This window comes from Deinococcus sp. Leaf326 (assembly GCF_001424185.1).
GTDB lineage: Bacteria > Deinococcota > Deinococci > Deinococcales > Deinococcaceae > Deinococcus.
The window spans coordinates 1-22,749 of record NZ_LMOM01000021.1 but is presented as its reverse complement, the minus strand read 5'-3'; the positions used below and the strand labels follow the sequence as shown (position 1 = coordinate 22,749).

Here is a 22,749-nt window from a genome sequence, read left to right as displayed (position 1 = left end):
TCCACAGGAGCTGTGTCATGACCAACCAAGTTGCCGACCTCCGCCCCGCCTCGCTGCAAGCCGTCACCGCCCAGGACACCTGGGACCTCGTGGTGATCGGCGGCGGGGCTTCGGGCCTGGGCACCGCCGTCGAGGCCGCCACGCGCGGCTACAAGACGCTGCTGCTCGAAGCCCACGACTACGCCAAGGGCACGTCGAGCCGCAGCACCAAGCTCGTGCACGGCGGCGTGCGCTACCTCGCCCAGGGCAACGTATCGCTGGTGCGCGAGGCCCTGCACGAGCGCGGCCTGCTCAAGAAGAACGCGCCGCACCTCGTTCACGATCTAGGCTTTGTCATCGCCGCCTACAAGTGGTGGTCGCAGCCCTTCTACGGCATCGGCCTGAAGATGTACGACGCCCTGGCCGGCAAGCTCAACCTCCAGCCCAGCCGCCTGATCGGCCGCGCCGAGGCCCTGAAGAAGATCCCGACCTTCAAGAAAGAAGGCCTCAAGGGCGGCGTGCTGTACTTCGACGGCCAGTTCGACGACTCGCGCCTCGCCGTGACGCTGCTGCGTACCCTGGAAGACCACGGCGGCGTGGCCCTGAACTACTCGCCCGTAACCGGCCTGGTCAAGGAAAAGGGCCCGGACGGCAAGGACAAGGTCGCCGGCGTGACCTTCCGCGACGAGGAGAGCGGCCAGACCCATACGGTCCGGGCGCGCAGCGTGGTAAACGCCACGGGCGTGTTCGTTGACGACATCCGCCGTATGGATACCCCCGGTGCCAAGCCCATGCTTTCGCCCAGCCAGGGCGTGCACGTGGTTGTGGACCGTAAGTTCCTGCCGGGCGACAGCGCCATCATGGTGCCGCGCACCGACGACGGCCGAGTGCTGTTCGCCGTGCCCTGGCACGACCATGTGGTGATCGGCACGACCGATACCCCGGTGCCCGAGGCCAGCCTGGAACCGCGCGCGCTGCCCGAGGAGATCGACTTCATCCTGCGCACCGCCGAGCAGTACATGGACCCCGCCCCCAAGCGGGAGGACGTGCGCAGCGTGTACGTGGGCCTGCGCCCGCTGGTCAAGAACGAGAACACCGACGGCGCGGGCAGCACGGCGGCGCTGTCGCGCGACCACATCATCCGGATTTCGGACTCGGGCCTGCTGACCCTGACGGGCGGCAAGTGGACGACCTACCGCCGCATGGGCGAGGACGCCGTGAACCGCGCCGCCGTGCTGGGCGGCCTGCCCGAGCGCCTGACCCTGACGCCGGGCCTGAAGCTCCACGGCTGGAGCAGCCCCGAGGAGACCGCGCGCCGCGCCGACCACTGGCGCGTGTACGGCTCAGACGCCGAGGCCGTGCAGGCCCTGCCGGGCGCCGACCGCAAACTGCATCCCGAGCTGCCCTACACCGAGGCCGAGGTGCGCTGGGCCGCCCGCCGCGAGCAGGCCCGCACCGTTGAGGACGTGCTCTCGCGCCGCCTACGGGCGCTCCTGATCGGCGCGCGCGCCAGCATCGAGGCCGCCCCGCGCGTGGCTGCCCTGCTGGCCGAGGAACTGGGGCACGACGAGGCGTGGCAGCGCGCCCAGGTCGAGGCCTACCGTCAGGTCGCCGACGGCTACGTACTGGCGTAAAGCAAAGGAAGAGGCGGTGGGGGTATGTCCCCCCACCGCCTCTTCCTTTGCCGGAACCGGGCCTCAGCCCTCCTGAGCCGCCGTCCGCTCCCCGGCCCGGACGTGGGCAAGGATCAGGGTGGCGGTCGCCTCCAGGGCGTCAGTGTGGGTGCGCTCGTAGGCGTGGCTGGCGTCCACACCGGGGCCGATGAGGGCCACCGGGTAGTCGCCGCCCGCGCGCCAGGCGGCGGTGCCGTCGCTGGCGTAGTAGGGGTACAGGTCCACCCGCAGCTCCAGCCCCGCGCGGCGGGCGGCGGCGCGCAGGCGGTTGCCCAGCGCGTGGTCGTAGGGGCCGCCCGAGTCGGCCACGCACAGGGTGACGTGGTGCTCGCTGCTCGTCTGGCCCTCGCCCACGGCGGCCATGTCCACTGCCACGAGTTCGTCGGTGTGCGGCGCGATGCCGGTCGCGGCCCCGTGGCCGACCTCCTCGTAGGTCGTGACGTGAAAGGCGACCGTGCGCGCGGGTGGCGCACCCAGCAGTTCGCGGGTCACGCCCAGGAACACCGCCACCGCCGCCTTGTTGTCAAGGTGCCGGGACTTGATGTACCCAGCGGGCGTCATGCGCGGCCGGGCGTCGAAACTCACGAAATCGCCCACACCGATGCCCAGGTTCAGCGTCTCGGAGGCGCTGCGGGTGTCCTCGTCGAGGCGCACCTCCATCACGGCCTGCTCGCGCCGCAGGTCTCGCAGCGCCGCGCCGTGCACGTGGGTGGACTGCCGGATGTTCACGACCGTTCCGGTAATGGTCCGGCCCTCCTGGGTGTGCACGAGCACGTCCTCACCCTCGACGGTCGCCCAGTCGTAGCCCCCCAGCGCCGAGAGCAGTAGCCGCCCCCCCGGCTTGATGGCCTTGACCATCGCGCCCAGGGTATCCACGTGCCCGCTGAAGGTGACATGGCCCTCGCCCGTGCCGGGAACCTCCCAGGTCAGCGCGCCCTTGCGGGTGCGGACCGGCGTGAGCCCCAGTGCCTCCAGCTCGGCCGCGACCAGCGCCACGGCCTGCTCAGTGAAGCCGGTGGGACTGGGCGTCTCCAGCAGGCGCATGAGAACGTCGAGGACATACTCGAGCGGGGTCGGGCCCGCAGCGGCGCGGGTCATGCGACCACCGCCGGGGCGGCGACCGCGTAGCCCAGGGCGCGGGCGCTGTCGGCCGTGTGGGCCAGCGCTTCGGGATCCAGACCCAGCAGTTCCAGTTCGCGCACGCCGCGCGACCGCAGTTCGGCGTCCAGGCCGGTTCCGGCGAAGGCGTCGGGCCGCGTGGCGCGCACCAGAACCTCGCCCGTCTCGGCATGAAAGTCTGGGTACAGCGTCCAGGCGCGCGAGAAGGTCTCGTGATCTGTCCCCGTCTCGCCGTCCCACTGCACGAACGCGAGCAGGTGCCCGGCCTCTCGGGCGCGGGTCACCTGCCGGTTCCAGTCGAGGGTCAGCTCACGCTCGTCGGCGCGCCCCTCCAGGGAAGAACGCTGCGCGCTGAGCAGCACCAGGGCCTGCGACGTAGATGACATCGCGCGGATGATAGCGGAGCGCGCGGGGTGAGGGCAGAAGACTGTGGGGCGTCCTCAGTCGGCCCGCCCCGGCGTCTGGCCCTCCGGCCTACTCCTGGCCTTCGCGCACCGTCATGATGCTCAGGCCGGCGTCCACATACATGGTCTGGCCGGTGACGCCCGTACCGAGGTCGGAAAGCAGGAACAGGGCCAGCTTGCCGACCTCGCCCGGGGTGGCGTTGCGGCCGAAGGCGGCGTTGCGCGCGCCCTTGTCGTACAGGCCGCTGAAGCCGGGGATGCTGCGCGCGGCGATGGTACGCATGGGACCGGCGCTGATGGTGTTCACGCGGATCTCGCGCAGGCCGAGGTCGGCGGCGAGGTAGCGGGTCGCGGCTTCCAGCGCCGCCTTGGCCACACCCATCACATTGTACTTGGGCACGACCTGCTGCGAGGCGTGGTAGGTCAGGCTCACGATGCTCGCACCGTCGTTCAGCAGCGGTTCGGCGTGACGCGCCGCCGACACCAGGGTGTAGGCGCTGACGCTCAGGGCGGTGTTCCAGTCCTCGGGCGAGGTATCGAGGAAGCGGTTTTCCATCGCGCCGCGCGGCGCGAAGGCGATGGAGTGCACCAGCATGTCCAGCGTACCGAACTCCTCTTTGGCGCGGGCGAACAGGGCCGTCATCTCCTCTTCGTTGGTGGCGTCGGCCTGCTGAATCCAGACGCCGCTGTGGCCGGCCGTCAGCTTCTCCAGCTCGGGCTTGAGGCGCTCGCCCTGATACGAAAAGCCCACACGGCAGCCGGCCGCGAGCAGTTGCTCGGCGATGGCCCAGCCCAGGCTGCGCGCGTTCGCCACACCCATAACCAGGGCTGTTTTAGAAGAAAGGTCAACCGTCACACTCATGGTTCCGACTTTAGCGCGGCGGGGGGGCACGGCGCTGAAGCCGGTGCAACTTGGCGGCCCGGCATCCGCAGGGTCCGGCGCCGGCCCACGGCCCCGCCCGCTGCCTACCGATGCTCTAGGCTGTGGCCATGACGAGCGCCCTGGCCCTGTCCCTGCTGCGCGCGCCCAACCTGGGGCCGGCACACGCCTTCAGCACCCGCGCGGGCGGCGTGTCGCGCGGCGCCTACGGCGACCTGAATCTCGACGACCGCGCCGACGACCCCGGCGACGTGGCCGAGAACCGTGCTCGGCTCGCGGCCGCCCTGGGGTTCGCACCCACGCAGATCGCGCGTCTCGACCAGGTCCACGGCACCGAGGTCGTGATCGCGCGCTCGGGCGGCCTGTGGACCGGCGATGCCCTGGTCACGGACACGCCGGGTGTGCTCCTCGCCATCGGCACCGCCGACTGCTATCCCCTGCTGCTGGCCGACGAGGAGGCCGGCGTCTTCGGAGCGGCCCACGCGGGCTGGAAGGGCACCCTGGGCCGCATCGGCGCGGCGACCGTGCGGGCCATGACCGCCCTGGGCGCGCGTCCGGAGAGGGTGCGCGCGGCGGTCGGGCCCGGCATCTGCGGCGCGCAGTACGCGGTCGGAGATGACGTGGCCCGGCAGTTCCGGGAGGCGGGCCTGGGCGAGTTCGTGCTGGACGGGGTACAGGCGAGCGGAAGCCCGCCCCACCTCGACCTCGCGGGGGCCAACCGCGAGGTGTTGCGCGAGGCGGGCGTGGAGGACGTGTGGGTGTCGGGGCGGTGCAGCACGGAAGCCGACTTCTACTCGTACCGCCGCGACGCGGGCGTCACTGGACGGATGTGGGCCGTGATCGGGCGTCCCCTGGCGCGGGACGCCGGTGAGCGGGCATGAGCCTCTTCCGGCCGATGGACGTGATCGACCACGTCGCGCAGATCACCCCGCACTTTCTGGCGGCGCGCGGCCTGAACGGGCTGCTCCTCGACCTCGACAACACGCTGGTGCCTTACGGCAGCTACGCCGAGGAGGGCGAGATGGTGCGCTGGGCAGGCGAACTGCGCAGCGCGGGCGTGGGCCTGTACCTGCTGAGCAATGCCACCGGCAAACGCGCGAGCTTCTGGCTCTCGCGCCTGGGCTTCGCCGGAGTCGGCATGGCGGGCAAGCCCAACCCCCGCGCCTTCCGCAAGGCTCTGGATGCCCTGGCCCTGCCGCCCCACGCAGTCGGCATGGTGGGCGACCAGGTGTTCACCGACGTGCTGGGCGGCAACCTCGCGGGAATGCACACCATCCTGGTCCGTCCCCTGGTCGTCAACGCCCTGCCGCACACCCGCGCGGCGCGGCGGCTGGAACGGCTGGTCCTGCGCCGTTACGGGCACGACTGGGAACCGGGCAAGCGCAAGTCCAGCCCTTGAGCTGGCAGGTGGACGAGCGGCCCCAAGGCAGGCGGATCAGGCTGTTTCCTCTACGCCTCGCTGCGCCCCCACGCACGTTTTCGTCTTCTGCGGCCCGTAACCGGCGACCCGGCCGGGCGAAAGCAAGTTGTGACAAGCCCCCCGCTAGCCTGAGCCGTGGCAAGCCCTGAATTTTCCTGCCGGGCCGCACACGCGGCGGCAGGCAGCGCATGGAGGAACGGACTGTGGCTCTCTCGATAGGTGACCGGCGCCTGGGCGCCATCTTGCTCGAACAGGGCTACGTCAACGACGTGGACCTGCAAAAAGCCCTGGCGCGGCACGCCGAGGTGGGCGGCCGTCTGGCCGACGTGCTCATCGACTCGGGCGTGGTGGCCGAAAAGCGCATCGCGCGGGCCATCGAGGAAGCGCTGGGCATTCCACTCGTCAACCTGCTGGCCGTGACTCCCGAGCCCGCGGCGCTACGGGCCGTGCCGGCGCAGACCGCGCTGAGTATCCAGGCCTTTCCCTTCGCACTCGACGGCGGCACGCTGCGGGTGGCGCTCGTCGATCCACTCTCGAGTCTCGCCATCGAAGCGCTGGAAGACGACAGCGGCCTGAATATCGAGCCGTACCAAGCGCTGCGCGAGGAAGTGCTGTGGTGCCTAGCTACCCACTACCCCGAGTTGCAGCTTCAGGCCCAGACCCCCAGCGAGAGCGGGGGCGTCAGCCGGGCCCAGCTCGGCCAGCGCCTCATCGCCGCCGGGCTCATCGACGACGCGCAGCTTCAGGTCGCGCTGGATATCCAGCAGCAGACCGGCGTGGCGCTGGGCGGCGTGCTGGTCGAGCAGGGTCTGATCACCGAGACCCAGCTCTACACGCAGCTCGCCGAGCAGGCAGGTGTGCCCTTCCTGCCCGAGCCGCGCGGCTTCCAGCCTACAGAGGACGTGCTCGGCAGCATGCTGCGCGCCGACGCGCTGCGGCTCTCGGCGGTGCCGATTGACGAGACGGCGCAGGGCGTGACCGTGATCACCAGCGACCTGCGCAAGCGGGCGGACATCGCGGCGCTCGTGGGCCAGAACGTGCAGTTCATGCTGGCCCAGCCGCGCGATATCGAGCGCCTCATCGAGGAGTTCTACCCGCAGCGCGGCCGCCTGGGTGAGCAGCTCGTGCAGCAGGGCACCCTGTCGCGCGCGCAGCTGCGCGAGGCGCTGCACGTACAGGCCCGCGACAGCAAGGTCAAGCCGCTGGGCGAGGTCATTCTGGACCTGGGGTTCGCCACCGCCGAGGAGGTCGAGGGCGCGCTGCAAAAGCAGAACGTGGGCGGCGGCCGCCTGGAAGACACCCTGGTGCAGTCCGGCAAGCTCTCGCCCGAGATGCTGGCCCGCTCGCTGGCCGCGCAGCTCGGCTATGAGTTCCTCGACCCGGTCCAGAATCCACCCGACGCCAAGGTCGCCCTGATGATCCCCGAGAGCACGGCCCGGCGCTACGTGGTCGTGCCGGTGCGTATCCAGGGCGACGGGCTTGTGGTCGCCATGAAGGACCCGCGCAACGTGTTCGCGCTCGACGACCTCAAGCTGCTCACAGGCCGCGAGATCATCCCGGCCGTGATGGCGGAAAAAGACATCATCCGCCTGATTGAGCGCTACTTCGGCAATCAGGACATGGCGAACCTCAACCAGCGCCTCGTCAAGGAGAGTGCCAAGCGTGAGGCCGTCGTGGACCTCGACCTCTCGGCAGGTCTGGACGACAACGCCGTGGTGCGGGTCGTGGACAACCTGATCCGCGAGGCGGCCCTGCAGGAAGCCAGCGACATCCACATCGAACCCACCGAGACGTCCGTGCGGGTGCGCTACCGCATCGACGGCGTGCTGCGCGAGCAGGCCGAACTGCCCAGAGGCGCGGCCCAGAGCCTCCTGGCCCGCATCAAGATCATGGGCCACCTCGACATCGCCGAACGCCGCGTGCCGCAGGACGGCCGGGTGCGCTTCCGCAAGGGCAGCATCGACATCGACCTGCGTCTTTCGACCCTGCCCACGGTGTACGGCGAGAAGGCCGTGATGCGTCTGCTCCAGAAGGCCAGTAACATCCCCGAGGTCGAGCAGCTCGGGTTTTCCGAGTACAACATCCAGCGCTACTCGGACGTCATCGAGAAACCCAACGGCATCTTCCTCGTCACGGGCCCGACGGGTTCGGGCAAGTCCTTCACGAGTTTCTCTACGCTCAAGCGTATCGCCCGCCCTGAGAAGAACACCACCACCATCGAGGACCCGGTCGAGTACGAAATTCCGGGCATCAACCAGTCGCAGGTGAACAACGCGGCGGGCCTGACTTTCGCCCGCGCCCTGCGCGCCTTTCTGCGGCAGGACCCCGACATCATCTTCGTGGGGGAAATCCGCGACACCGAGACGGCCGAGATCGCCGTTGAGGCGGCGCTCACCGGCCACCTCGTGCTTGCGACGCTGCACACCAACGACGCGCCCGGCGCCGTGACCCGCCTCGAGGAAATGGGCGTGGAACCCTTCAACATCTCCGCCGCCGTGGCCGGGGTGCTCGCGCAGCGCCTCGTGCGCCGGGTGTGCACCGAGTGCAAGGCGCCCACCAATGCCGACCCCGACGTGCTGCGGCGCCTGGGCATCACCGAGCGCGAGCTGCGCGGCGCCCAGCTCATGCGCGGCGCAGGCTGCCCGCGCTGCGGCGGCACCGGTTACAAGGGCCGAATGGGCATCCACGAGTTGATGGTCGTGGACGAGCCACTGCGCGCCGCCATCGGTTCCGGGCGTTCGTCGGCCGAGATCCGTGACGTGGCCATAGAAAAGAGCGGGATGAAGACGCTGCGCCAGGACGGTATCGAGAAGGCGCTACAGGGTCTGACCACCCTCGAAGAGGTGCTGGCCGTCACCTCGAGCTGAGCTGCGCCCCTGCGCCGCGCCTCTTCCCGTCTCCCCTCCTCACCTGAACGGAGTTCCCTATGAGCCCAGCCGACATCACCGATATCCTTCGCCACGCCGCCGAAGCCGGAGCCTCCGACGTGATCCTGACTGTCGGAATGCCCCCACAGTTCAAGATTTCCGGGGCCTACACCAGTCAGAACTTCGAGGAACTGACGCCTCCCGACACCCGCAAACTGATGTACTCGATGATGAACGAGCGCCAGCAGCGCAGCTTCGAGGAACGCCGCGAACTGGACTTCTCGTTCGCGCTGGGCGAAAAGGCCCGCTTCCGCGTCAACACCTTCATGCAGCGCGGGTACGTGGGCGGCGTCATGCGTCTCATTCCCACCAAGATCCGCAGCGCGCAGGACATGGGGCTGCCGCAGTCGGTGGTGGACCTCGCCTCCGCGCCGCGCGGTCTGGTACTCGTCACCGGTCCTACCGGCTCGGGCAAGAGCACGACGCTCGCGGCGATGATCGACCACATCAACAGCACCAAGAAACTGCACATCGTGACCATTGAAGACCCCATCGAATTCATGCACGCGCACAAACAGAGCATCATCAACCAGCGCGAGGTCGGGGCCGACACCCTGAGCTTCAACGACGCCCTGCGCGCCGCACTGCGTCAGGCGCCCGACGTGATCCTCGTGGGCGAAATGCGCGACTACGAGACCATCAAGGCGGCCGTGACCGCCGCCGAAACCGGCCATCTCGTGATGGGCACGCTGCACACCAACTCGGCGCCCGAATCGGTCGACCGTATCGTGGACGTGTTTCCCGAAGAGCAGCAGGAGCAGATCCGCGTGCAGCTCGCCAACAATCTCGTGGCAGTCATGACCCAGCAGCTGCTGCCCCGCCTCGACGGCCAGGGGCGCGCCCTCGCCTACGAGCTGCTGATCGCCAACCCGGCCGTGCGGGCACTGATCCGCGAGGGCAAGACCTACCAGCTCACCAGCGTCATGCAGACCGGCTCACGAGAGGGCATGGTCACGATGGACGCCTTCCTGGCGAACCTGTACCGCCGGCGCGTCATCAGCTACGACGCGGGTCTGGAGCGCGCCATCGATCCCAAGGAATATGCCCGGCTGGCGAACGACGCCGGAGCCAGCCTCGTCGCCGCGGGTCAATACACCCCGCCGGCCCCCACCGCACCTGCGGGCGGCTACACCCAGGGCGCAGGCCTCGGGCGCGGCGACGGGGGCCGGGGCGGCGTGCCCCAGACGCCCATGCCGGCGGCAGGCGACAGCAAGCCTCCGTTTGGCCGCCGATAGCTAGGACGGGGCAGCGGGGCTGATGGCCGTGCCCCGCCCATAGCCCTCAGCTCCAACCGAAATGTCCCCTCCACAACTTGGAGGGGACATTTCGGTTGAACGACTCAGGCGCCGGGCTGTTTGGTCAGGCTCTGGCCCTGGGTAGGGGGCATGGTGGGCTGCTTGTCGCCTTCCGGCTTGGGCAGCAGCAGCAGGTCGAGAACCTGACCCACCCGCTCGACGGTGTGGACACGCAGGTCGCCGAGAATGCTCTCTGGCACGTCCTGCAGGTGCGGCTCGTTGTCCTTCGGAATGATGACCTCGCGGATACCGCCCTGGTGCGCCGCCAGCAGCTTTTCCTTCACTCCGCCGATGGGCAGCACCCGGCCGCGCAGGCTAATCTCACCGGTCATCGCAACGTCCAGGCGCACGGGGCGGCCCGTCACGGCGCTGATGACGGCCGTGGCGATGGTAATGCCCGCGCTGGGGCCGTCCTTGGGCGTGGCGCCGTCGGGGAAGTGCACGTGCAGGTCCATCGTCTTGTGGAAGTCGGGGTCCGCGCCGTATTCGGCCGCGTGCGCCCGCAGGTAGGTCACGGCCGCGCCCACGCTTTCCTTCATCACGTCGCCCAGCGAACCGGTCATGCTGATCTTGCCGCTGCCGGGAGTCGCCAGCGCCTCGACGAGCAGCATGGTGCCGCCCACGCTCGTCCAGGCCAGGCCCTGCGCCACGCCGACCTGGGGTTCTTTCTCCATCTTGTCGGGGCGGTGCATCGGCACGCCGAGGTACTCGGGAATCTGCGCGGCGTCGACCACCCGCATACCTTCCCAGGGCTTTTCCAGCAGCTCGCGGGCAGCCTTGCGGGCCAGCTTGCTGATCTGGCGGTCGAGGTTACGCACGCCGCTCTCGGCGGTGTACTCCTCGACGATGCGGTTCAGGGCGGCGTCGGTGATCTCCATGCGGCCGGTCAGGCCGTGCGACTTGATCTGCCGGGGCACGCGGTAGCGCTTGGCGATCTCCACCTTCTCGGGCTGGGTGTAGCCCGGAATCTGGATGATCTCCATGCGGTCGAGCAGCGGCCGGGGAATCGTCTGGAGGCTGTTGGCCGTCGTGATGAACATGACCTGCGACAGGTCATAGGGCACTTCGAGGTAGTGGTCCTGAAAGGTGTGGTTCTGCTCGGGGTCCAGCACTTCGAGCATCGCGCTGCTGGGGTCGCCGCGCCAGTCGCTGCTCATCTTGTCGATCTCGTCGAGCAGGATGATCGGGTTGGTCACGCCGGCCGTCTTCATCGCCTGGATGATGCGCCCAGGCATTGAGCCGATGTAGGTACGGCGGTGGCCACGAATTTCGGCCTCGTCGCGCACGCCGCCCAGCGCCATCCGCACGAACTTGCGGTTGAGGCTGCGGGCGATGCTCTTACCCAGCGAGGTCTTGCCGACGCCGGGAGGGCCCACGAGCACCAGGATCGGCGCGCGCAGTTCGGCGTCGTCGGTGCGCTCCTCGGCGCTGCGTTCCTGGCGCTGCTCCTCGGTCTCTTCGGGCTTGTGCGTGAGCTGGCGCACGGCCAGGAATTCCAGGATGCGGTCCTTCACATCGCCCAGGGCATAGTGGTCGGCGTCGAGGATTTCGCGCGTGCGGGCGATGTCGAGGATCTCCTCGTCACGCTTGCTCCAGGGCACGTCGGTCAGCCAGTCGATGTAGTTGCGCACGACTGTGCTTTCGGGGCTGCCGCCGGGGGTACGCTCCAGGCGCTGCAGTTCCTTGAGGGCCTTTTCCTTGACCGACTCGGGCATGCCTGCACCCTCGATCTTCTCGCGCAGGGCCTCGACCTCGGCCGGGCCGTCCTCACCGCCGCCGAGTTCCTTGCCGATGGCCTTCATCTGCTCGCGCAGGTAGTACTCGCGCTGGTTGGCGTCCATCTGTTCCTTGACGCGCCCCGCGATCTTCTTGTCCATATTGAAGCGCTCGGTGTCGCGTGCAAGCAGCTTCAAGACAGCTTCCAGACGCTCGCGCAGACCCACGGCCGCAAGCACGTCCTGCTTTTCCTCGGGCGTCCAGGTGGCGTGGTGCGCGACCTGATCGCTCAGGGCGCCCGCGTCGGTCAGGTTTTTCAGGCCTTCGAGCTGGTAGTTGTCCAGGCGCAGGTTCTTGTTCTGGCGCTGGTACTCCTCGAAGGCCGACTTGACCTCGCCGGCCAGCACGGTCACTTCACGGCTGTCGTCGGCGGGGGTGGTCTGCGTCTCGGCGCGCACGCGCATATAGGCGCTGGGCACCTCGTCCTGCACGAGGGCACGCTCCTGGGCCTCGACGAGCACCTGGTAGGTGTTGTCGGGCATCCGCACGACCTGCTTGACCACGGCCAGCACACCCATGTCGTACAGCTCGGCACGGGTGGGATCATCGGTGCGGGCGTCACGCTGGGTCAGCAGCAGCACACGGCGGTCGCTGGCCTGGGCCTCGTCCACTGCACGCTTGCTCTTGGGGCGCCCCACATCGACGTTCATGGTGACGCCGGGCAGGATCACTATGTTTCTCAGGGCGACTACGGGAAGTTCCCAGATCATGTTCTCTCCTTAGAAACCGCTCCCATTAGGCGCGGAAATGTTTGAGTCTACCGGGGATCGCGAGCCTAAAAAATACCCCCGTCTACGGTGTCCAGAGAGTCTAGGCACCATGACGGGGAAAAGCTGTAATCTACCTTGCCTTTAGGCAGACTTTTTGAGTCCCTTAGACTCAAGTAAGGTCATCGGGGCATCGATGTTGCCGGCGTCGAAGGTCAGCTCGCTGAGGTTCTCGAGCGGCATCTCGAACAGCAGGTCGGTCATGGCCTTTTCGAGCACGGCGCGCAGTCCACGGGCGCCCGTCTTGCGCTCGCGGGCACGGTGCGCCACTTCCTTGAGGGCCGCCTCCGTGAAGGTCAGGTCCACGTCCTGGAAGCCGAACAGCGCCTGATACTGCTTGATGATCGCGCCCTGCGGCTCGGTCAGAATGCGCACCAAGGCCTCTTCGTCGAGGTCCTGAAGCTGCACGACCAGCGGCAGGCGGCCGACGAACTCGGGGATCAGGCCGAACTTCACGAGGTCTTCGGGCAGGAAGCGCACTTCCGCCTTTTCCTCACCCTTGTGCTCGGCGCCGAAGCCCACCGCGCGCACGTTGGTGCGGGCACGGGCGATCTCGGTCATGCTCTCGAAGGCGCCGCCCACGATGAACAGGATGTTCTTGGTGTTCACCTGCACGAGTTCCTGCTGCGGGTGCTTGCGGCCCCCCTGCGGCGGCACCTGCGCGACCGTCCCTTCGATGATCTTCAGGAGGGCCTGCTGCACGCCCTCGCCCGACACGTCGCGGGTGATCGAGGTGCCCTCGGACTTGCGGGCGATCTTGTCGATCTCGTCGATGTAGATGATCCCGCGCTCAGCCGCCGCCACGTCGTAGTCGGCCGCCTGCAAGAGACGCACGATCACGTTTTCCACGTCGTCGCCCACGTAGCCGGCTTCGGTCAGCGTGGTCGCGTCGGCGATGGCGAAGGGCACTTCGAGCATCTCCGCGAGACTCGACGCGAGCAGCGTCTTGCCCGTGCCGGTCGGCCCGACGAGCAGGATGTTGCTCTTCTGGAGGTTCGCGTCGGGGTGGGCGAGGCGCTGGTAGTGGCTCACGACCGCGACGGCCAGGGCCTTTTTGGCCTCGTCCTGGCCGATCACGAACTCGTCGAGGTACGCCTTGATCTCGCGGGGGCTGGGCAGTTCTTCGAGGGCGAAGTCGCTGCCCGCCTTCTTGTTCTGCTTGACGAGTTCGTGCGCCCGGTCGGTGCACTCGTTGCAGATGAAGGCCGCCCGCCCCGGCGCCTCGATGAGCTGGGCGATCTGGGGATGCTGCCGCCCACAAAACGAGCAGCGGTCTGCGCCGGTTTTGGTCATTGGTCGCCTCCTACCTGGCGGGTGTTCTCGATCACGCTGTCGATGAGGCCGTACTTCAGCGCCTCCTGGGGCGACATGAAGTAGTCGCGCTCCATGTCGCGCAGCAGCTTCTCGTGCGGGATGTCGGTGTGCTTGTTGTACACACTGATCAAGGTGTCGCGCAGATTGAGCACCTCGCGGGCCTGCACTTCGAGGTCGGGGGTGTTGCCCCGGAACCCGGCCGAACCCTGGTGGATCATGATGCGGCTGTTGGGCAGGGCCATGCGCTTGCCCTTGTCGCCGGCCATCAGCAGGACGCTGCCCATGCTCATCGCCATGCCCACGCAGATGGTGCTGACCGGGGCCTTGATGTAGCGCATGGTGTCGTAGATCGCCAGTCCGGCGTACACCTCGCCGCCAGGACAGTTGATGTACATCTGGATTTCCTGCTCGGGGTTCTGCGAGTCGAGCAGCAGCAGCTGCGCCACGATGGAGTTCGCCATCTGCGACTCGACGGGCGTGCCCACGAAGATGATGCGGTCCTTGAGCAGCCGCGAATAGATGTCATACGAGCGCTCGCCGCGCCCGGTCTGTTCGATCACGTAGGGAATCACGCTCATAACCTCGATTATCGCACGCGCACGTCCCCAGAAGGTGCCCAGAGTGCAGATCGAGTCTGTACCCCCGGCCCCCTCTTCTCCTGCCCACCGGAACGGCGAACCGCCCCCGGACAGGAGGCGGCGCGGCTTACTGGGAGAGGATCAGTAGAACTTGGTCACGCGCTCGACGCTGTGACGGTGCTGGGGGAAGCCGTCTTCGGCGCGCTTGCCGATGGGCAGCAGGCCGGCGAACTGCACGTGCTCGGGCAGGCCCAGCAGTTCCTTGACGGCCTGGGGGTTGAAGCCGAGCATGGGCACGGTGTCGTAGCCCATGCTGCGCGCGGCGAGCATCAGGAAGCCGAAGGCGATGTTGGCCTGGCTCAGGCCCCACTGGCCGCGCTGGGCCACGTCTTGGCCGCCGAAGGTGCCTTCGATGGTCTTGCGCTGGCCGACGCGGCCTTCTTCGCCCATGCCGGGGTGCGCGGTCTCTTCGACGGTCGCGATGGTGTCTTCCATGTCGCTGTAGACCACGATGACGGCGGGCGCGCTGGTGATCTGGCCCTGACCGTAGGCGGCGGCCTTCAGCTGCTCCTTGAGTTCGGGGTTCTGCACGACGGCGAAGCGCCAGGTCTGGAAGTTCCAGGCGCTGGGGGCCAGGCCGGCCAAGCGCAGAATTTCATGCAGGTCGCCCTGGTCCATCGGCTCCTGCACGTATTTGCGGATGCTCACGCGGGTCTCGATGGCTTCGGGAACGCTCAGGGGCTTGGTCTGGGTCGCAGTCATGGGAGAATGCTAGGTCAACCGATTTAAAAAGTCAAGCGATGTAATCCCGGTACTAATTGATCTGTTCAACAGGTGTAAGATGGCGGCATGACCCCCGAGAATGCCACATTCTGCCCGGTGTACCGGGCCATCGGGGTGTTGCAGGAAAAGTGGGTGCTGCATATCGTGCGCGCGCTGCTCGGCGGCGAGAAGGGCTTCAACGAGCTCGCCCGCGCGGTGGGCGGATGCAACAGCGCTACCCTCACGCAACGCCTTGAACACCTCGAACAGCTTCACCTCATTCACAAGCGCACCGAGGACGCGCAGGTCAAACTCGCGCGCAGCGTGTACTCGCTGACCCCCGCTGGTCAGGAGTTGCAGGGCGTGATCGACGCCATCGACCTATGGGCCCGCCGACACCTCAACCTCCCGGACACCACTTCACCGGACGGCGGCTGCTCAGGCACCGAACCGGCCCAGCCAGCCCTGCACTAGCCCGGGCGCCACACCCTTTCAGACGAACCGGGCCGCCCTCATGGAAGGGCGGCCCGGTGTGTTGGGGCTCAATATTCGATCGTCTTGACCTTGTACTTCATCTGCTTGCCGTTATCGAGGTTCACGACGAAGCTCTCGCCGACCTTGCGGCCTATGAGTTCCTTGCCTACGGGACTGTCGTCGCTGATGCGGGGCAGTCCCCCGCTGATGACGGTCGCTTCGGGAGCACTCACGACCTGCACCTTCATGTCTTTCTTGGTCGTCTCGTTGCTCAGGACCACGACGGCGCCCAAGCCAACCCGGCCACCGTCCTGCGTCTCCTCGATGAGGGTCGCGCGGGCCAGGGTGTCTTCGAGTTCCTCGATGCGCGCCTCGATGTTCATCTTCTCGCGCTTGGCGTCTTCGAGGCCGGTGTCCTCGTTGTCGGCACTCGTTTCCATCTGTTCCTGCAGGATGCGCGTGGCCTCGGCCAACCGCCCCTGCTCCTGCGTCAGCGCTTTTTGCATGCGCTCATAGCCCTCGCGGGTCAGTCGGATCTGCTTGGTCGCCTGTGTCACGCTGCTGTTCCTCCGGAAATCGCCGTCAGGGCGGCAAGAGTGGGCCGATAAGGGGTCAAGGGGCTGTAAAGACAGAGAATCGGCGCACATTGTGCCATAGCCCCCGCGTCGGAGCAACGCGCTGACCCCCGGTCGGCCCCCGGAGACCGTGCCCGGCCCACCCGGTTCTCAGCGCGGGTGCGTGACCCGCGACGTCAGCAGGGTCAGGGCGCACAGCGCCGCCGCCATGACCAGCAGGGTGACCGGCACGCTGCCCAGGCCCGCACGGGCACTCAGGGTGCCCATCAGGGCGGGCGCGACGATGCCACCCACGCTGCCCGCCACAAGCAGAAAGGGAATGAACCGGGCGGGCAGGCTCTGGGTCATCCAGGCCAGTGTCGAGCCGAAGACAGGCCCCAGGCTCAGGCCGGCGAGCACATACGCCGCCCCCGCCAACGCAGGAACCGTGGCGGCCATAAGGGCGCAGACCGCCGCCAGGGCCGCCGAGACGAGCACCAGGACACCTGGCCTCACCCGCGCGCCGAACAGCCCCGCCAGGACCCGGCCCAGCGTGAGCCCACCCCAGTAGCCGCTGACGAACAGCGCGGCGTGCGCGTAGTTCAGGCTGTCGAGGTGCCGCCCGGCCCAGGCCCCGAAGCCGACCTCCAGACCCACGTAACAGGCGATGACCCCGGCGAACAGCGCTGCCTGCACCCCGCTGCGCCCCCCGGTGGCCTGGGGCAGCGCGGGCGGCCGCAGGGCCGGCACGCCGAAACGCCGGGCCATGAGCAGCGTCAGGCCGCACAGTGCCGCGACCACCAGAAACGGCAGCGCCAGGTTGCGGGGCGCCAGCATGACCACCAGCAGCGGGGACAGGATGCTCCCTACCCCGAAGACCGCGTTGACCAGATTGACGGCACGGGTCCCGACACTGGCATAGGCCGAGTTCAAGGCCGCGCTGACGCCCCCCAGACCCAGCCCGCCCACCAGAGCTCCGGCGACGGCAACGGCCCAGACGGGCGCGGCCATGAGCACGAACATCCCGGCGATGAGCACGACTGCGGAGGCCACCACCACCCGGCGCACACTGACGCGGGCCAGCGCGAACCCGGCGAGGGGCGGCGCGAGGGCCGATCCCAGAAAGTGCGCGCTGGCGATGAGACCCACTCCGGCCGTGTCTACACCGTAGCGTTCCTGCAGGTACGGAAAAGCCGGGCCGTAACTCGCTTGGAGCACGCCCATCATAAAAAAGGCGGCGGCGCCGGTCGCCAGCAGGGGCACCGACAGCCGCGGCCCCGGCGGCAGCAGGGAAGGCGGCGTGTCCGGGGAGGCGGGCGCAGTCACGCCGGCGAAGGTAGCACTGTCTCTGCTCTGGCCGCGCCTCCCCGTCCAGTTGGCCCAACCTACCGGACCCGGTCCGGTCGATCCTCCCTCAGCGGGGGGCGAAGGTCAGGCTCAGGAGCCAGCGGCCCGACTCGGGCGTCTTGCCCCACTGGTAGCCGATGCTGGGCCCGAGCAGCGAGGGCAGGTCGCCCGCGCGCAGCAACACGTCGCCCCGCAGGGCGGTGGTCTCGCCGGTCCAGCTGCGCGTGAGGCTGGAGCGCAGCATCGCCACCCCGAACTGCGGCGATCCGACCGGCGCGCTCAGGCGGTAGGCGGCCGAGGCGGAGGTCTCGCGGTAGTCGCCGTAGTTCAGGTCGCCCACCGGCACGCTGCCCACCGCCTGACGCTCCAGGTGCGACACGCTGACATTGACACCCGGCGCCGGGTTCAGGTCGAGACCGGGGTTCAGGTCGACGCTGCCCTGGGCCTGCCCCTGTACCGGGAAGGTGAAGAGCCGAGCCGAGGCTCCCAGGCGCACGCTGGCCTGCGGCGTCAGGGCCTGCGATACCGACCCGCCCGCCTCGCTCTGGGTGTAGGGCGCGGTCACGTCGCCCTGCACGGCCACCCCGACGTTGTTCAGTACGCGCACGCGGTTGTCCAGCGCCGTGAGGGCGTACCCGGCCGTGACCCGCGAGGACGCTCCGCCCCCGCGCAGCAGCGCGCCGTACTGCAGCCCCCGGTAGGGGTCGTGTGTGACCTGCGCCGTGGGCACGCCGGCCTCGGCGGTATACCCATTGTTGTAAATCCCGGCGGCGTAGGTCGTGTCGTTGAGGCGAGTCGAGAGGTTGTACTCGACGTATTTTTCGTTGCGCACCACGGACACTCGCCAGTCGGTGCCAAACGGCAGCGGAAAGTAGCGCACGCCGAAGCCGGCGTCGGTCGAGGCGGCGAGTTCGGTGCTCGAAAAACGCGACAGGTAGTTGGCCGGGAGCTTGAGATTCACTTGGGCCGACGCGGCCGGCAGCAGGGCGAGCACAGCGAGCGTCAGGGTGCCCCGTACTCTGGGCACGGGGAGACCAGTAAGCACGGTGGACCTAGAGAAACGGGGCTTGAACATGGGCCTATCTTGCCGGCAGGCATCTGACGCGAGGTGAACGTGAGCTGGGCCACTCTCATGAGGCGGCCCAGCCACTCAGGCCCGGATATTCACGATGGTCACGCCATGCCCGCCCTGGTTGGCCTCCGCGTCGTGGAAGGACTCGACGTTCTTGTCGTTTTTCAGGTAGTCGCGCAGGGTGCGGCGCAGCACCCCCATGCCCTTACCGTGCACGACCCGCAGCGGCGTTTCTTTTAGCGCGCGGGCCTCCAGGATGGCGGTGCGCAGTTCCTCGACCGCTTCCTCGACGCCTAAGCCACGCAGTTGCAGTTCGCTCTGAAAGTTGGTGGAGGTGCGGCCCACGAAAGCCGCGCGCGGGGCGCCACTGCGGGTCTTGGGCGCCGCCTTCACGGGTTCGTCCTTGAGACGCACGTCGCGCCGCCGCACGCCTACCTTCATCACGCCGAGCTGCACGACGAGGTCGTCGCCGCGCATCTCCAGGACCTGTCCCTGGGCGTTGTAGGCCGGTACGTCCACCCGGCTGCCTACCCGGATGGGGTCGCCCCGGTCCTCGCGCACGGGGGGCGCGGGGCGGATCTTCTGGGCGGCGGTGCGCAGTTCGCGCAGTTCCTGCATCACGCGGGGACGGGCGCTGTCCTCCTGGGCGCGGGCCCGCAGCGTCCGCACCCGCTCGATGGCGTCGGCGTAGAGCGTCTCGGCCTTCTGCGAGGCCTCAGCCAACATCTCGCCCCGGCGGGTCTCCAGCGTCTCGCGCTCGGCCCGCACGCGCCCGAGTTCGGCCTCGGCCTCGCGGCGCGCGGCAGCGGCGCCTTCCAGTTGCCCGGCCAGGTCGGCGCGTTCGTGCTCCAGCCCCTCCAGCATCCGTTCCATCAGGCCCGCGTCGGGGCCGAGCAGGGTCTCGGCGCGGTCGAGCACGCCGCCCGGCAGCCCCATGCGCCGGGCGATGGCCAGCGCGTAGCTGCGTCCCGGCTGCCCCACCTGCAGGTGATAGGTCGGGGCCAGCGTCTGGAGGTCGAAGCCCATGCTGGCGTTTTTCAGGCCCAGCGTCTCCAGCGCGAACTGCTTGAGGGGCGAGAGGTGCGAGGTGATGATGCCGCGCGCGTCCTGCGACAGCAGACACTCGATCATCGCCTGGGCCAGCGCGGCACCCTCGTCGGGATCGGTACCGCTCCCCAGCTCGTCCACGAGCACCAAGGTATCGGGCGCGGCGTGACGCAGCACATAGCGCAGGTGCTTGAGATGCGAGGCGAAGGTGGACAGACTCGCCTCAATGCTCTGCTCGTCGCCCACATCCACGAGCACGTCGCGCACGACCGGCAGCTTGGCACTAGCGGCCGCCACGTACAGCCCGCACTGGTGCATGAGGACGTTCAGGCCCAGCGTCTTGAGGGTCGCCGTCTTGCCGCCCATGTTCGGCCCGGTGATGAGCAGCAGCTTGGTGTCGCCCAGCGCGATGTCGTTGGGTACCGGGTTCTCGATGAGGGGGTGACGGGCCTCCCGCAGGTCGTAACGGCCGTCGGGCGACACCTCGGGGCGGTTGAGCCGCCAGTCACGCGCCAGCCGCGCCTTGGCGGCGATGAGGTCCAGTTCGCCCACGGTCACCAATGTCATGGGCACGGCCGTGTCGGAGGCGAGCAGGCCCGAGAGCTCAGTCAGGATGCGCCGGACCTCGGCCTCCTCATCGAGGATCAGGCGGGTGAGTTCGTTGTTCAGGGGCGTGACGGCCGCCGGCTCGACGAAGTAGGTCTGCCCGGTCGCCGAGGCGTCCACGATGATGCCCTGCACCTGCCCCACCCGGCTCGCCAGCACCGGCAGCACGTAGCGGTCGCGGCGGATGGTGACGATGTGCTCCTGCAGCAGGTCGGCCCACTTGTCCAGCGTGGCGGCCAGACGCTCACGAATGCGGCCCCGCAGGGGCTCGATGCGCTTACGGAGGTCGCGCAGGCGGGGCGAGGCGTCGTCGCGCACGCCGCCGTCACGGTCCAGCGCCGAGAGGGTCCGGCGCACGAGGTCGCTGTGGTCGCCCAGCCCCAGCCCCACCTCCCGCAGCGGCCCGCGCGAGTTGGTATGGATGGCGCGGCCCACCGTCATGGCGCCGTCGAGCGAATACGCGGCGTTGAGCAGTTCCTGGCCCGAGAGCACACGGCCCTCGCCCGCCCGTGCGTGCAGTTCGCGGATGTCCTGGATCCCGCCCAGCGAGAGACTGACGCCGAACAGCGCGTCTTCCACCTCGTCAAGTTCCCGCGCGATGCGGCCGGCATCGTCCGAGGGGCTCAGGGCGCGTGCCCGCTCGGTACCGAGCGAGGTCGCGCTGCGCTCGGAGAGGGCGTCGCGGATACGGGGAAAGTCGAGGGCGGACAGGGCGCGTGGATCGAAAGCCATCTTGCCCCGGAGCATAAGCGAGGACCCCCGCAAAAATCGTGGGCCGGGTGGCTTAGAGGGTGCTTAGGAAGCGTTGAGACACGCCGCGCACAGGCTACGATATCCGCTCCGCTTACGTTCGGGGACGCCGAAGGGCCCCCAGAATGTGGCCCATGACCGGATTACGGGTACTGGTGAGTGGGGCGAGCGGCTTCGTGGGCCGGGCGGTCGTGGCCGAGCTGCTGCGGCAGGGACACACCGTCTTCGCGGGGTCGCGCCGGGGCGAAGCGGTCGGTGCGGCCCAGGGCCTGAAACTCGACGTGACCGACGCCACCAGCGCGCTGCGGGCCGTCCAGCAGGCGCAGCCCGACGCCGTGATCCACCTCGTGGGCATCATCACCCAGACGAAGGACCAGACCTTCCAGGCCACGCACGTGGAGGGCACGCGGCACATGCTGGCGGCCACGCCGCGCGGCGCGCGCTACCTGCACATGAGCGCCCTGGGCGCCGACCCCGCCAGCAAAAGCCGCTACTCGGCGACCAAGGGCGAGGCCGAGGCCCTGGTGCGCGCCAGCGGCCTGGACTGGACCATCTTCCAGCCCAGCCTGATCTTCGGCCCGGGCGACGACTTCTTCGGACGGGTGCTCAAGGAACTCGTGACCACCGCGCCTATTGTCCCCCAGATCGGGAACGGCAAGTTCCCCTTCCGTCCCGTCAGCGTCGCGGACGTGGCACAGGCCTTTGTCGGCGCCCTGACACGGCCCGGGACCGTGGGGCAGACCTACGCCCTGACCGGCCCCGAGGAATTCACCTTCCGACAACTGCTTGACGAGGAGCAGCGCGCGCTTGGGCAGAACAAACCGGTCGTGCCGGTCCCCCTGCCCCTGATGGACCTCGCCGTGCCGCTCATGGGCGTACTGCCCAAACCGCCGATCACGACCGACCAGTACGCCATGCTCAAGGCGGGCAACACCGCGCCCAACGAACCGGCGCGAAGCACGTTCGGCCTGCCCATGCACCGGCTTCAGGACGCTCTACCGGGCATCGTGAAGGGAAGCCGCTAGGCCGGCCGCGCGCACCCCTCCCCTATTCCAGCTCGTCGTAGTGGTGCAGCAGCGCCGCCTCGGGATCACCTACCGAGGCGTGGTGGCGCGCCACGAGCTGCGCGACGCGGGGCCGCCCACCAGCGTGCGCCAGCAGTTGCGCGCCGAGTTCGGGATGGGCTGCGCGCACCCCCAGCGCGCCGAGGGGCGGCAGAAGGACGGCGAGCCTCTGCGGCACCAGACCGGCGAGCACGCGCTCCCACACGCGGTAGGGCCGCACGCTCTTGCCGCTGTCGTGCAGCAGCGCGGCGGCCACGAGCTCCGCCCCGGCCTGGGGATGGTCGCGCAGCAGGTGACGGGTCACGCGGCAGGCGTGCTCACGGTCGCGGGCGTCCATGCCCAGATACACCCGCGCCTCGGCGGGCGTGAGCAGCGAGGTCGCCCAGCGGTCGTCGGGGAAGGCGTCAGCTTCGCGGACACTGCGCGCCAGGCGGCGCAACTTGCCCACATATCCCTGGAACCGGCGGCGCAACCGGTCCAACATCGAAAAGTGGCGCATCTCCCCCAGCGTACCGGAAACCCCACATGAAAACGGTCCCCAACCCCGCAATGGGGGTGGGAACCGGGCAGCAGCGGGCTCAGTCGGCGGCCGTCTCGCCGCCCTGTTCGCCCTCGCCCTCGTCACCCAGAGCGGCCAGCGAGCGCTCGACGGTCATGGCGGCGCGGGTCCCGGCCCCCACGCTCGTGGCGAGCTGGCGGTACACGTAGTCGCTCACGTCGCCGGCCGCGAACAGCATCGGCACGCTCGTGTAGATCTCCTCGGTGACTTCCACGTAGCCGTCCTCRCGCAGCGCCACCGCGCCCTTCACGAAGTCGGTGTTGGGAATGTGCCCGATGRAGATGAACACGCCGTCMGTGGGCATRTCGTGGACCTCGCCGGTCTTGAGGTTCTTCAGGCGCACGCCGTTGACGTTGTCCTCGCCCTTGATCTCCTCGACCGC

General features: G+C 68.7%; 20 protein-coding genes. 7 read left to right on the top strand and 13 right to left on the bottom strand.

Features of this window, described 5'->3' with window-relative positions:
• Nucleotides 1-17: 17 nt before the first annotated feature.
• Complete coding sequence (locus ASF71_RS07070) at nucleotides 18-1,613, top strand: glycerol-3-phosphate dehydrogenase/oxidase (RefSeq protein ID WP_056297198.1); 1,596 nt, start codon at nucleotides 18-20, stop codon at nucleotides 1,611-1,613.
• 63 nt (nucleotides 1,614-1,676) lie between these two features.
• Here the strand turns inward: ASF71_RS07070 and ASF71_RS07065 are convergent, their stop codons facing one another.
• From ASF71_RS07065 to ASF71_RS07055, 3 genes are all read right to left on the bottom strand, one after another.
• Complete coding sequence (locus ASF71_RS07065; protein WP_056297197.1) at nucleotides 1,677-2,750, bottom strand: M42 family metallopeptidase; 1,074 nt, start codon at nucleotides 2,748-2,750, stop codon at nucleotides 1,677-1,679.
• Nucleotides 2,747-3,157, bottom strand: coding sequence for an isochorismatase family protein (locus ASF71_RS07060; protein ID WP_056297193.1), 411 nt, complete (start codon nucleotides 3,155-3,157; stop codon nucleotides 2,747-2,749). The genes ASF71_RS07065 and ASF71_RS07060 overlap by 4 nt, the downstream gene beginning before the upstream one ends.
• 88 nt (nucleotides 3,158-3,245) lie before the next feature.
• Nucleotides 3,246-4,037, bottom strand: coding sequence for an enoyl-ACP reductase (locus ASF71_RS07055; RefSeq protein WP_056297192.1), 792 nt, complete (start codon nucleotides 4,035-4,037; stop codon nucleotides 3,246-3,248).
• Nucleotides 4,038-4,165: 128 nt separating this feature from the next.
• On the opposite strand from ASF71_RS07055, the gene pgeF reads away from it, so the two are divergent.
• The 4 genes from pgeF (at nucleotide 4,166) to ASF71_RS07035 (ending at nucleotide 9,637) form a co-directional block, all read left to right on the top strand.
• Nucleotides 4,166-4,936 (top strand): peptidoglycan editing factor PgeF, encoded by a 771-nt coding sequence (gene pgeF, locus ASF71_RS07050; protein ID WP_056297189.1) that lies wholly within the window; start codon nucleotides 4,166-4,168, stop codon nucleotides 4,934-4,936.
• Complete coding sequence (locus tag ASF71_RS07045) at nucleotides 4,933-5,454, top strand: YqeG family HAD IIIA-type phosphatase (protein ID WP_056297185.1); 522 nt, start codon at nucleotides 4,933-4,935, stop codon at nucleotides 5,452-5,454. The genes pgeF and ASF71_RS07045 overlap by 4 nt, the downstream gene beginning before the upstream one ends.
• 224 nt (nucleotides 5,455-5,678) lie before the next feature.
• A complete protein-coding gene (locus ASF71_RS07040) occupies nucleotides 5,679-8,342 on the top strand; it encodes a type II/IV secretion system protein (protein WP_056298281.1) in 2,664 nt (887 codons plus the stop codon).
• Between the two features lie 59 nt (nucleotides 8,343-8,401).
• Complete coding sequence (locus ASF71_RS07035) at nucleotides 8,402-9,637, top strand: type IV pilus twitching motility protein PilT (protein WP_056297182.1); 1,236 nt, start codon at nucleotides 8,402-8,404, stop codon at nucleotides 9,635-9,637.
• Between the two features lie 104 nt (nucleotides 9,638-9,741).
• Here the strand turns inward: ASF71_RS07035 and lon are convergent, their stop codons facing one another.
• The 4 genes from lon to ASF71_RS07015 form a co-directional block, all read right to left on the bottom strand.
• Nucleotides 9,742-12,183 (bottom strand): endopeptidase La, encoded by a 2,442-nt coding sequence (gene lon / locus ASF71_RS07030; RefSeq protein ID WP_056297179.1) that lies wholly within the window; start codon nucleotides 12,181-12,183, stop codon nucleotides 9,742-9,744.
• 141 nt (nucleotides 12,184-12,324) lie between these two features.
• On the bottom strand, nucleotides 12,325-13,533 hold the full coding sequence (gene clpX, locus ASF71_RS07025; RefSeq protein WP_056297175.1) for an ATP-dependent Clp protease ATP-binding subunit ClpX: 1,209 nt from the start codon (nucleotides 13,531-13,533) through the stop codon (nucleotides 12,325-12,327).
• Nucleotides 13,530-14,141, bottom strand: a complete 612-nt coding sequence (clpP, locus tag ASF71_RS07020) for an ATP-dependent Clp protease proteolytic subunit (protein WP_156372663.1) — start codon at nucleotides 14,139-14,141, stop codon at nucleotides 13,530-13,532. The genes clpX and clpP overlap by 4 nt, the downstream gene beginning before the upstream one ends.
• A 132-nt stretch (nucleotides 14,142-14,273) precedes the next feature.
• A complete protein-coding gene (locus ASF71_RS07015; RefSeq protein ID WP_056297169.1) occupies nucleotides 14,274-14,894 on the bottom strand; it encodes a nitroreductase family protein in 621 nt (206 codons plus the stop codon).
• A gap of 87 nt (nucleotides 14,895-14,981) precedes the next feature.
• Here ASF71_RS07015 and ASF71_RS07010 point away from each other — a divergent pair, with 87 nt between their 5' ends.
• Nucleotides 14,982-15,368: a helix-turn-helix domain-containing protein gene (locus tag ASF71_RS07010; protein WP_056297166.1), complete on the top strand. Its 387-nt coding sequence runs from the start codon at nucleotides 14,982-14,984 to the stop codon at nucleotides 15,366-15,368.
• Nucleotides 15,369-15,436: 68 nt separating this feature from the next.
• Here ASF71_RS07010 and ASF71_RS07005 read toward each other — a convergent pair whose 3' ends face one another.
• The 4 genes from ASF71_RS07005 to ASF71_RS06990 all read right to left on the bottom strand — a co-directional run bounded on the left by ASF71_RS07005 (nucleotide 15,437) and on the right by ASF71_RS06990 (nucleotide 20,726).
• Complete coding sequence (locus ASF71_RS07005; RefSeq protein ID WP_056297163.1) at nucleotides 15,437-15,925, bottom strand: GreA/GreB family elongation factor; 489 nt, start codon at nucleotides 15,923-15,925, stop codon at nucleotides 15,437-15,439.
• 168 nt (nucleotides 15,926-16,093) lie between these two features.
• Complete coding sequence (locus ASF71_RS07000) at nucleotides 16,094-17,248, bottom strand: sugar MFS transporter (RefSeq protein ID WP_235514203.1); 1,155 nt, start codon at nucleotides 17,246-17,248, stop codon at nucleotides 16,094-16,096.
• 88 nt (nucleotides 17,249-17,336) lie between these two features.
• Nucleotides 17,337-18,296 carry a hypothetical protein gene (locus ASF71_RS06995; RefSeq protein ID WP_235514201.1) on the bottom strand — a complete coding sequence of 320 codons (960 nt, stop codon included), beginning with the start codon at nucleotides 18,294-18,296 and terminating at the stop codon, nucleotides 17,337-17,339.
• Nucleotides 18,297-18,419: 123 nt separating this feature from the next.
• Nucleotides 18,420-20,726: an endonuclease MutS2 gene (locus tag ASF71_RS06990; protein WP_200939676.1), complete on the bottom strand. Its 2,307-nt coding sequence runs from the start codon at nucleotides 20,724-20,726 to the stop codon at nucleotides 18,420-18,422.
• Nucleotides 20,727-20,878: 152 nt separating this feature from the next.
• Between ASF71_RS06990 and ASF71_RS06985 the strand changes: the two genes are divergently transcribed.
• Nucleotides 20,879-21,769, top strand: coding sequence for a complex I NDUFA9 subunit family protein (locus ASF71_RS06985; RefSeq protein WP_056297158.1), 891 nt, complete (start codon nucleotides 20,879-20,881; stop codon nucleotides 21,767-21,769).
• 22 nt (nucleotides 21,770-21,791) lie between these two features.
• On the opposite strand, the gene ASF71_RS06980 is transcribed toward ASF71_RS06985, so the two are convergent.
• Both ASF71_RS06980 and ASF71_RS06975 read right to left on the bottom strand, forming a co-directional pair.
• The gene (locus tag ASF71_RS06980; RefSeq protein ID WP_056297154.1) at nucleotides 21,792-22,307 is read right to left on the bottom strand and encodes an HD domain-containing protein; all 516 of its coding nucleotides are present in this window, start codon (nucleotides 22,305-22,307) and stop codon (nucleotides 21,792-21,794) included.
• Nucleotides 22,308-22,386: 79 nt separating this feature from the next.
• A partial coding sequence (locus tag ASF71_RS06975) for an NAD(P)/FAD-dependent oxidoreductase (protein WP_162243094.1) occupies nucleotides 22,387-22,749 on the bottom strand: 363 nt, incomplete at its 5' end.

Bases quoted from the DNA above. Each gene is read 5' to 3' on its own strand.
- ASF71_RS07045 (WP_056297185.1), top strand. From the start codon at position 4,933: ATGAGCCTCTTCCGGCCGATGGACGTGATCGACCACGTCGCGCAGATC.
- ASF71_RS06985 (WP_056297158.1), top strand. From the start codon at position 20,879: ATGACCGGATTACGGGTACTGGTGAGTGGGGCGAGCGGCTTCGTGGGC.
- ASF71_RS06980 (WP_056297154.1), bottom strand. From the start codon at position 22,307: ATGCGCCACTTTTCGATGTTGGACCGGTTGCGCCGCCGGTTCCAGGGA.
- ASF71_RS06990 (WP_200939676.1), bottom strand. From the start codon at position 20,726: ATGGCTTTCGATCCACGCGCCCTGTCCGCCCTCGACTTTCCCCGTATC.
- ASF71_RS07035 (WP_056297182.1), top strand. From the start codon at position 8,402: ATGAGCCCAGCCGACATCACCGATATCCTTCGCCACGCCGCCGAAGCC.
- ASF71_RS07010 (WP_056297166.1), top strand. From the start codon at position 14,982: ATGACCCCCGAGAATGCCACATTCTGCCCGGTGTACCGGGCCATCGGG.
- clpX (WP_056297175.1), bottom strand. From the start codon at position 13,533: ATGACCAAAACCGGCGCAGACCGCTGCTCGTTTTGTGGGCGGCAGCAT.
- pgeF (WP_056297189.1), top strand. From the start codon at position 4,166: ATGACGAGCGCCCTGGCCCTGTCCCTGCTGCGCGCGCCCAACCTGGGG.
- lon (WP_056297179.1), bottom strand. From the start codon at position 12,183: ATGATCTGGGAACTTCCCGTAGTCGCCCTGAGAAACATAGTGATCCTG.
- ASF71_RS07055 (WP_056297192.1), bottom strand. From the start codon at position 4,037: ATGAGTGTGACGGTTGACCTTTCTTCTAAAACAGCCCTGGTTATGGGT.
- ASF71_RS07015 (WP_056297169.1), bottom strand. From the start codon at position 14,894: ATGACTGCGACCCAGACCAAGCCCCTGAGCGTTCCCGAAGCCATCGAG.
- ASF71_RS07070 (WP_056297198.1), top strand. From the start codon at position 18: ATGACCAACCAAGTTGCCGACCTCCGCCCCGCCTCGCTGCAAGCCGTC.
- ASF71_RS07065 (WP_056297197.1), bottom strand. From the start codon at position 2,750: ATGACCCGCGCCGCTGCGGGCCCGACCCCGCTCGAGTATGTCCTCGAC.
- ASF71_RS07060 (WP_056297193.1), bottom strand. From the start codon at position 3,157: ATGTCATCTACGTCGCAGGCCCTGGTGCTGCTCAGCGCGCAGCGTTCT.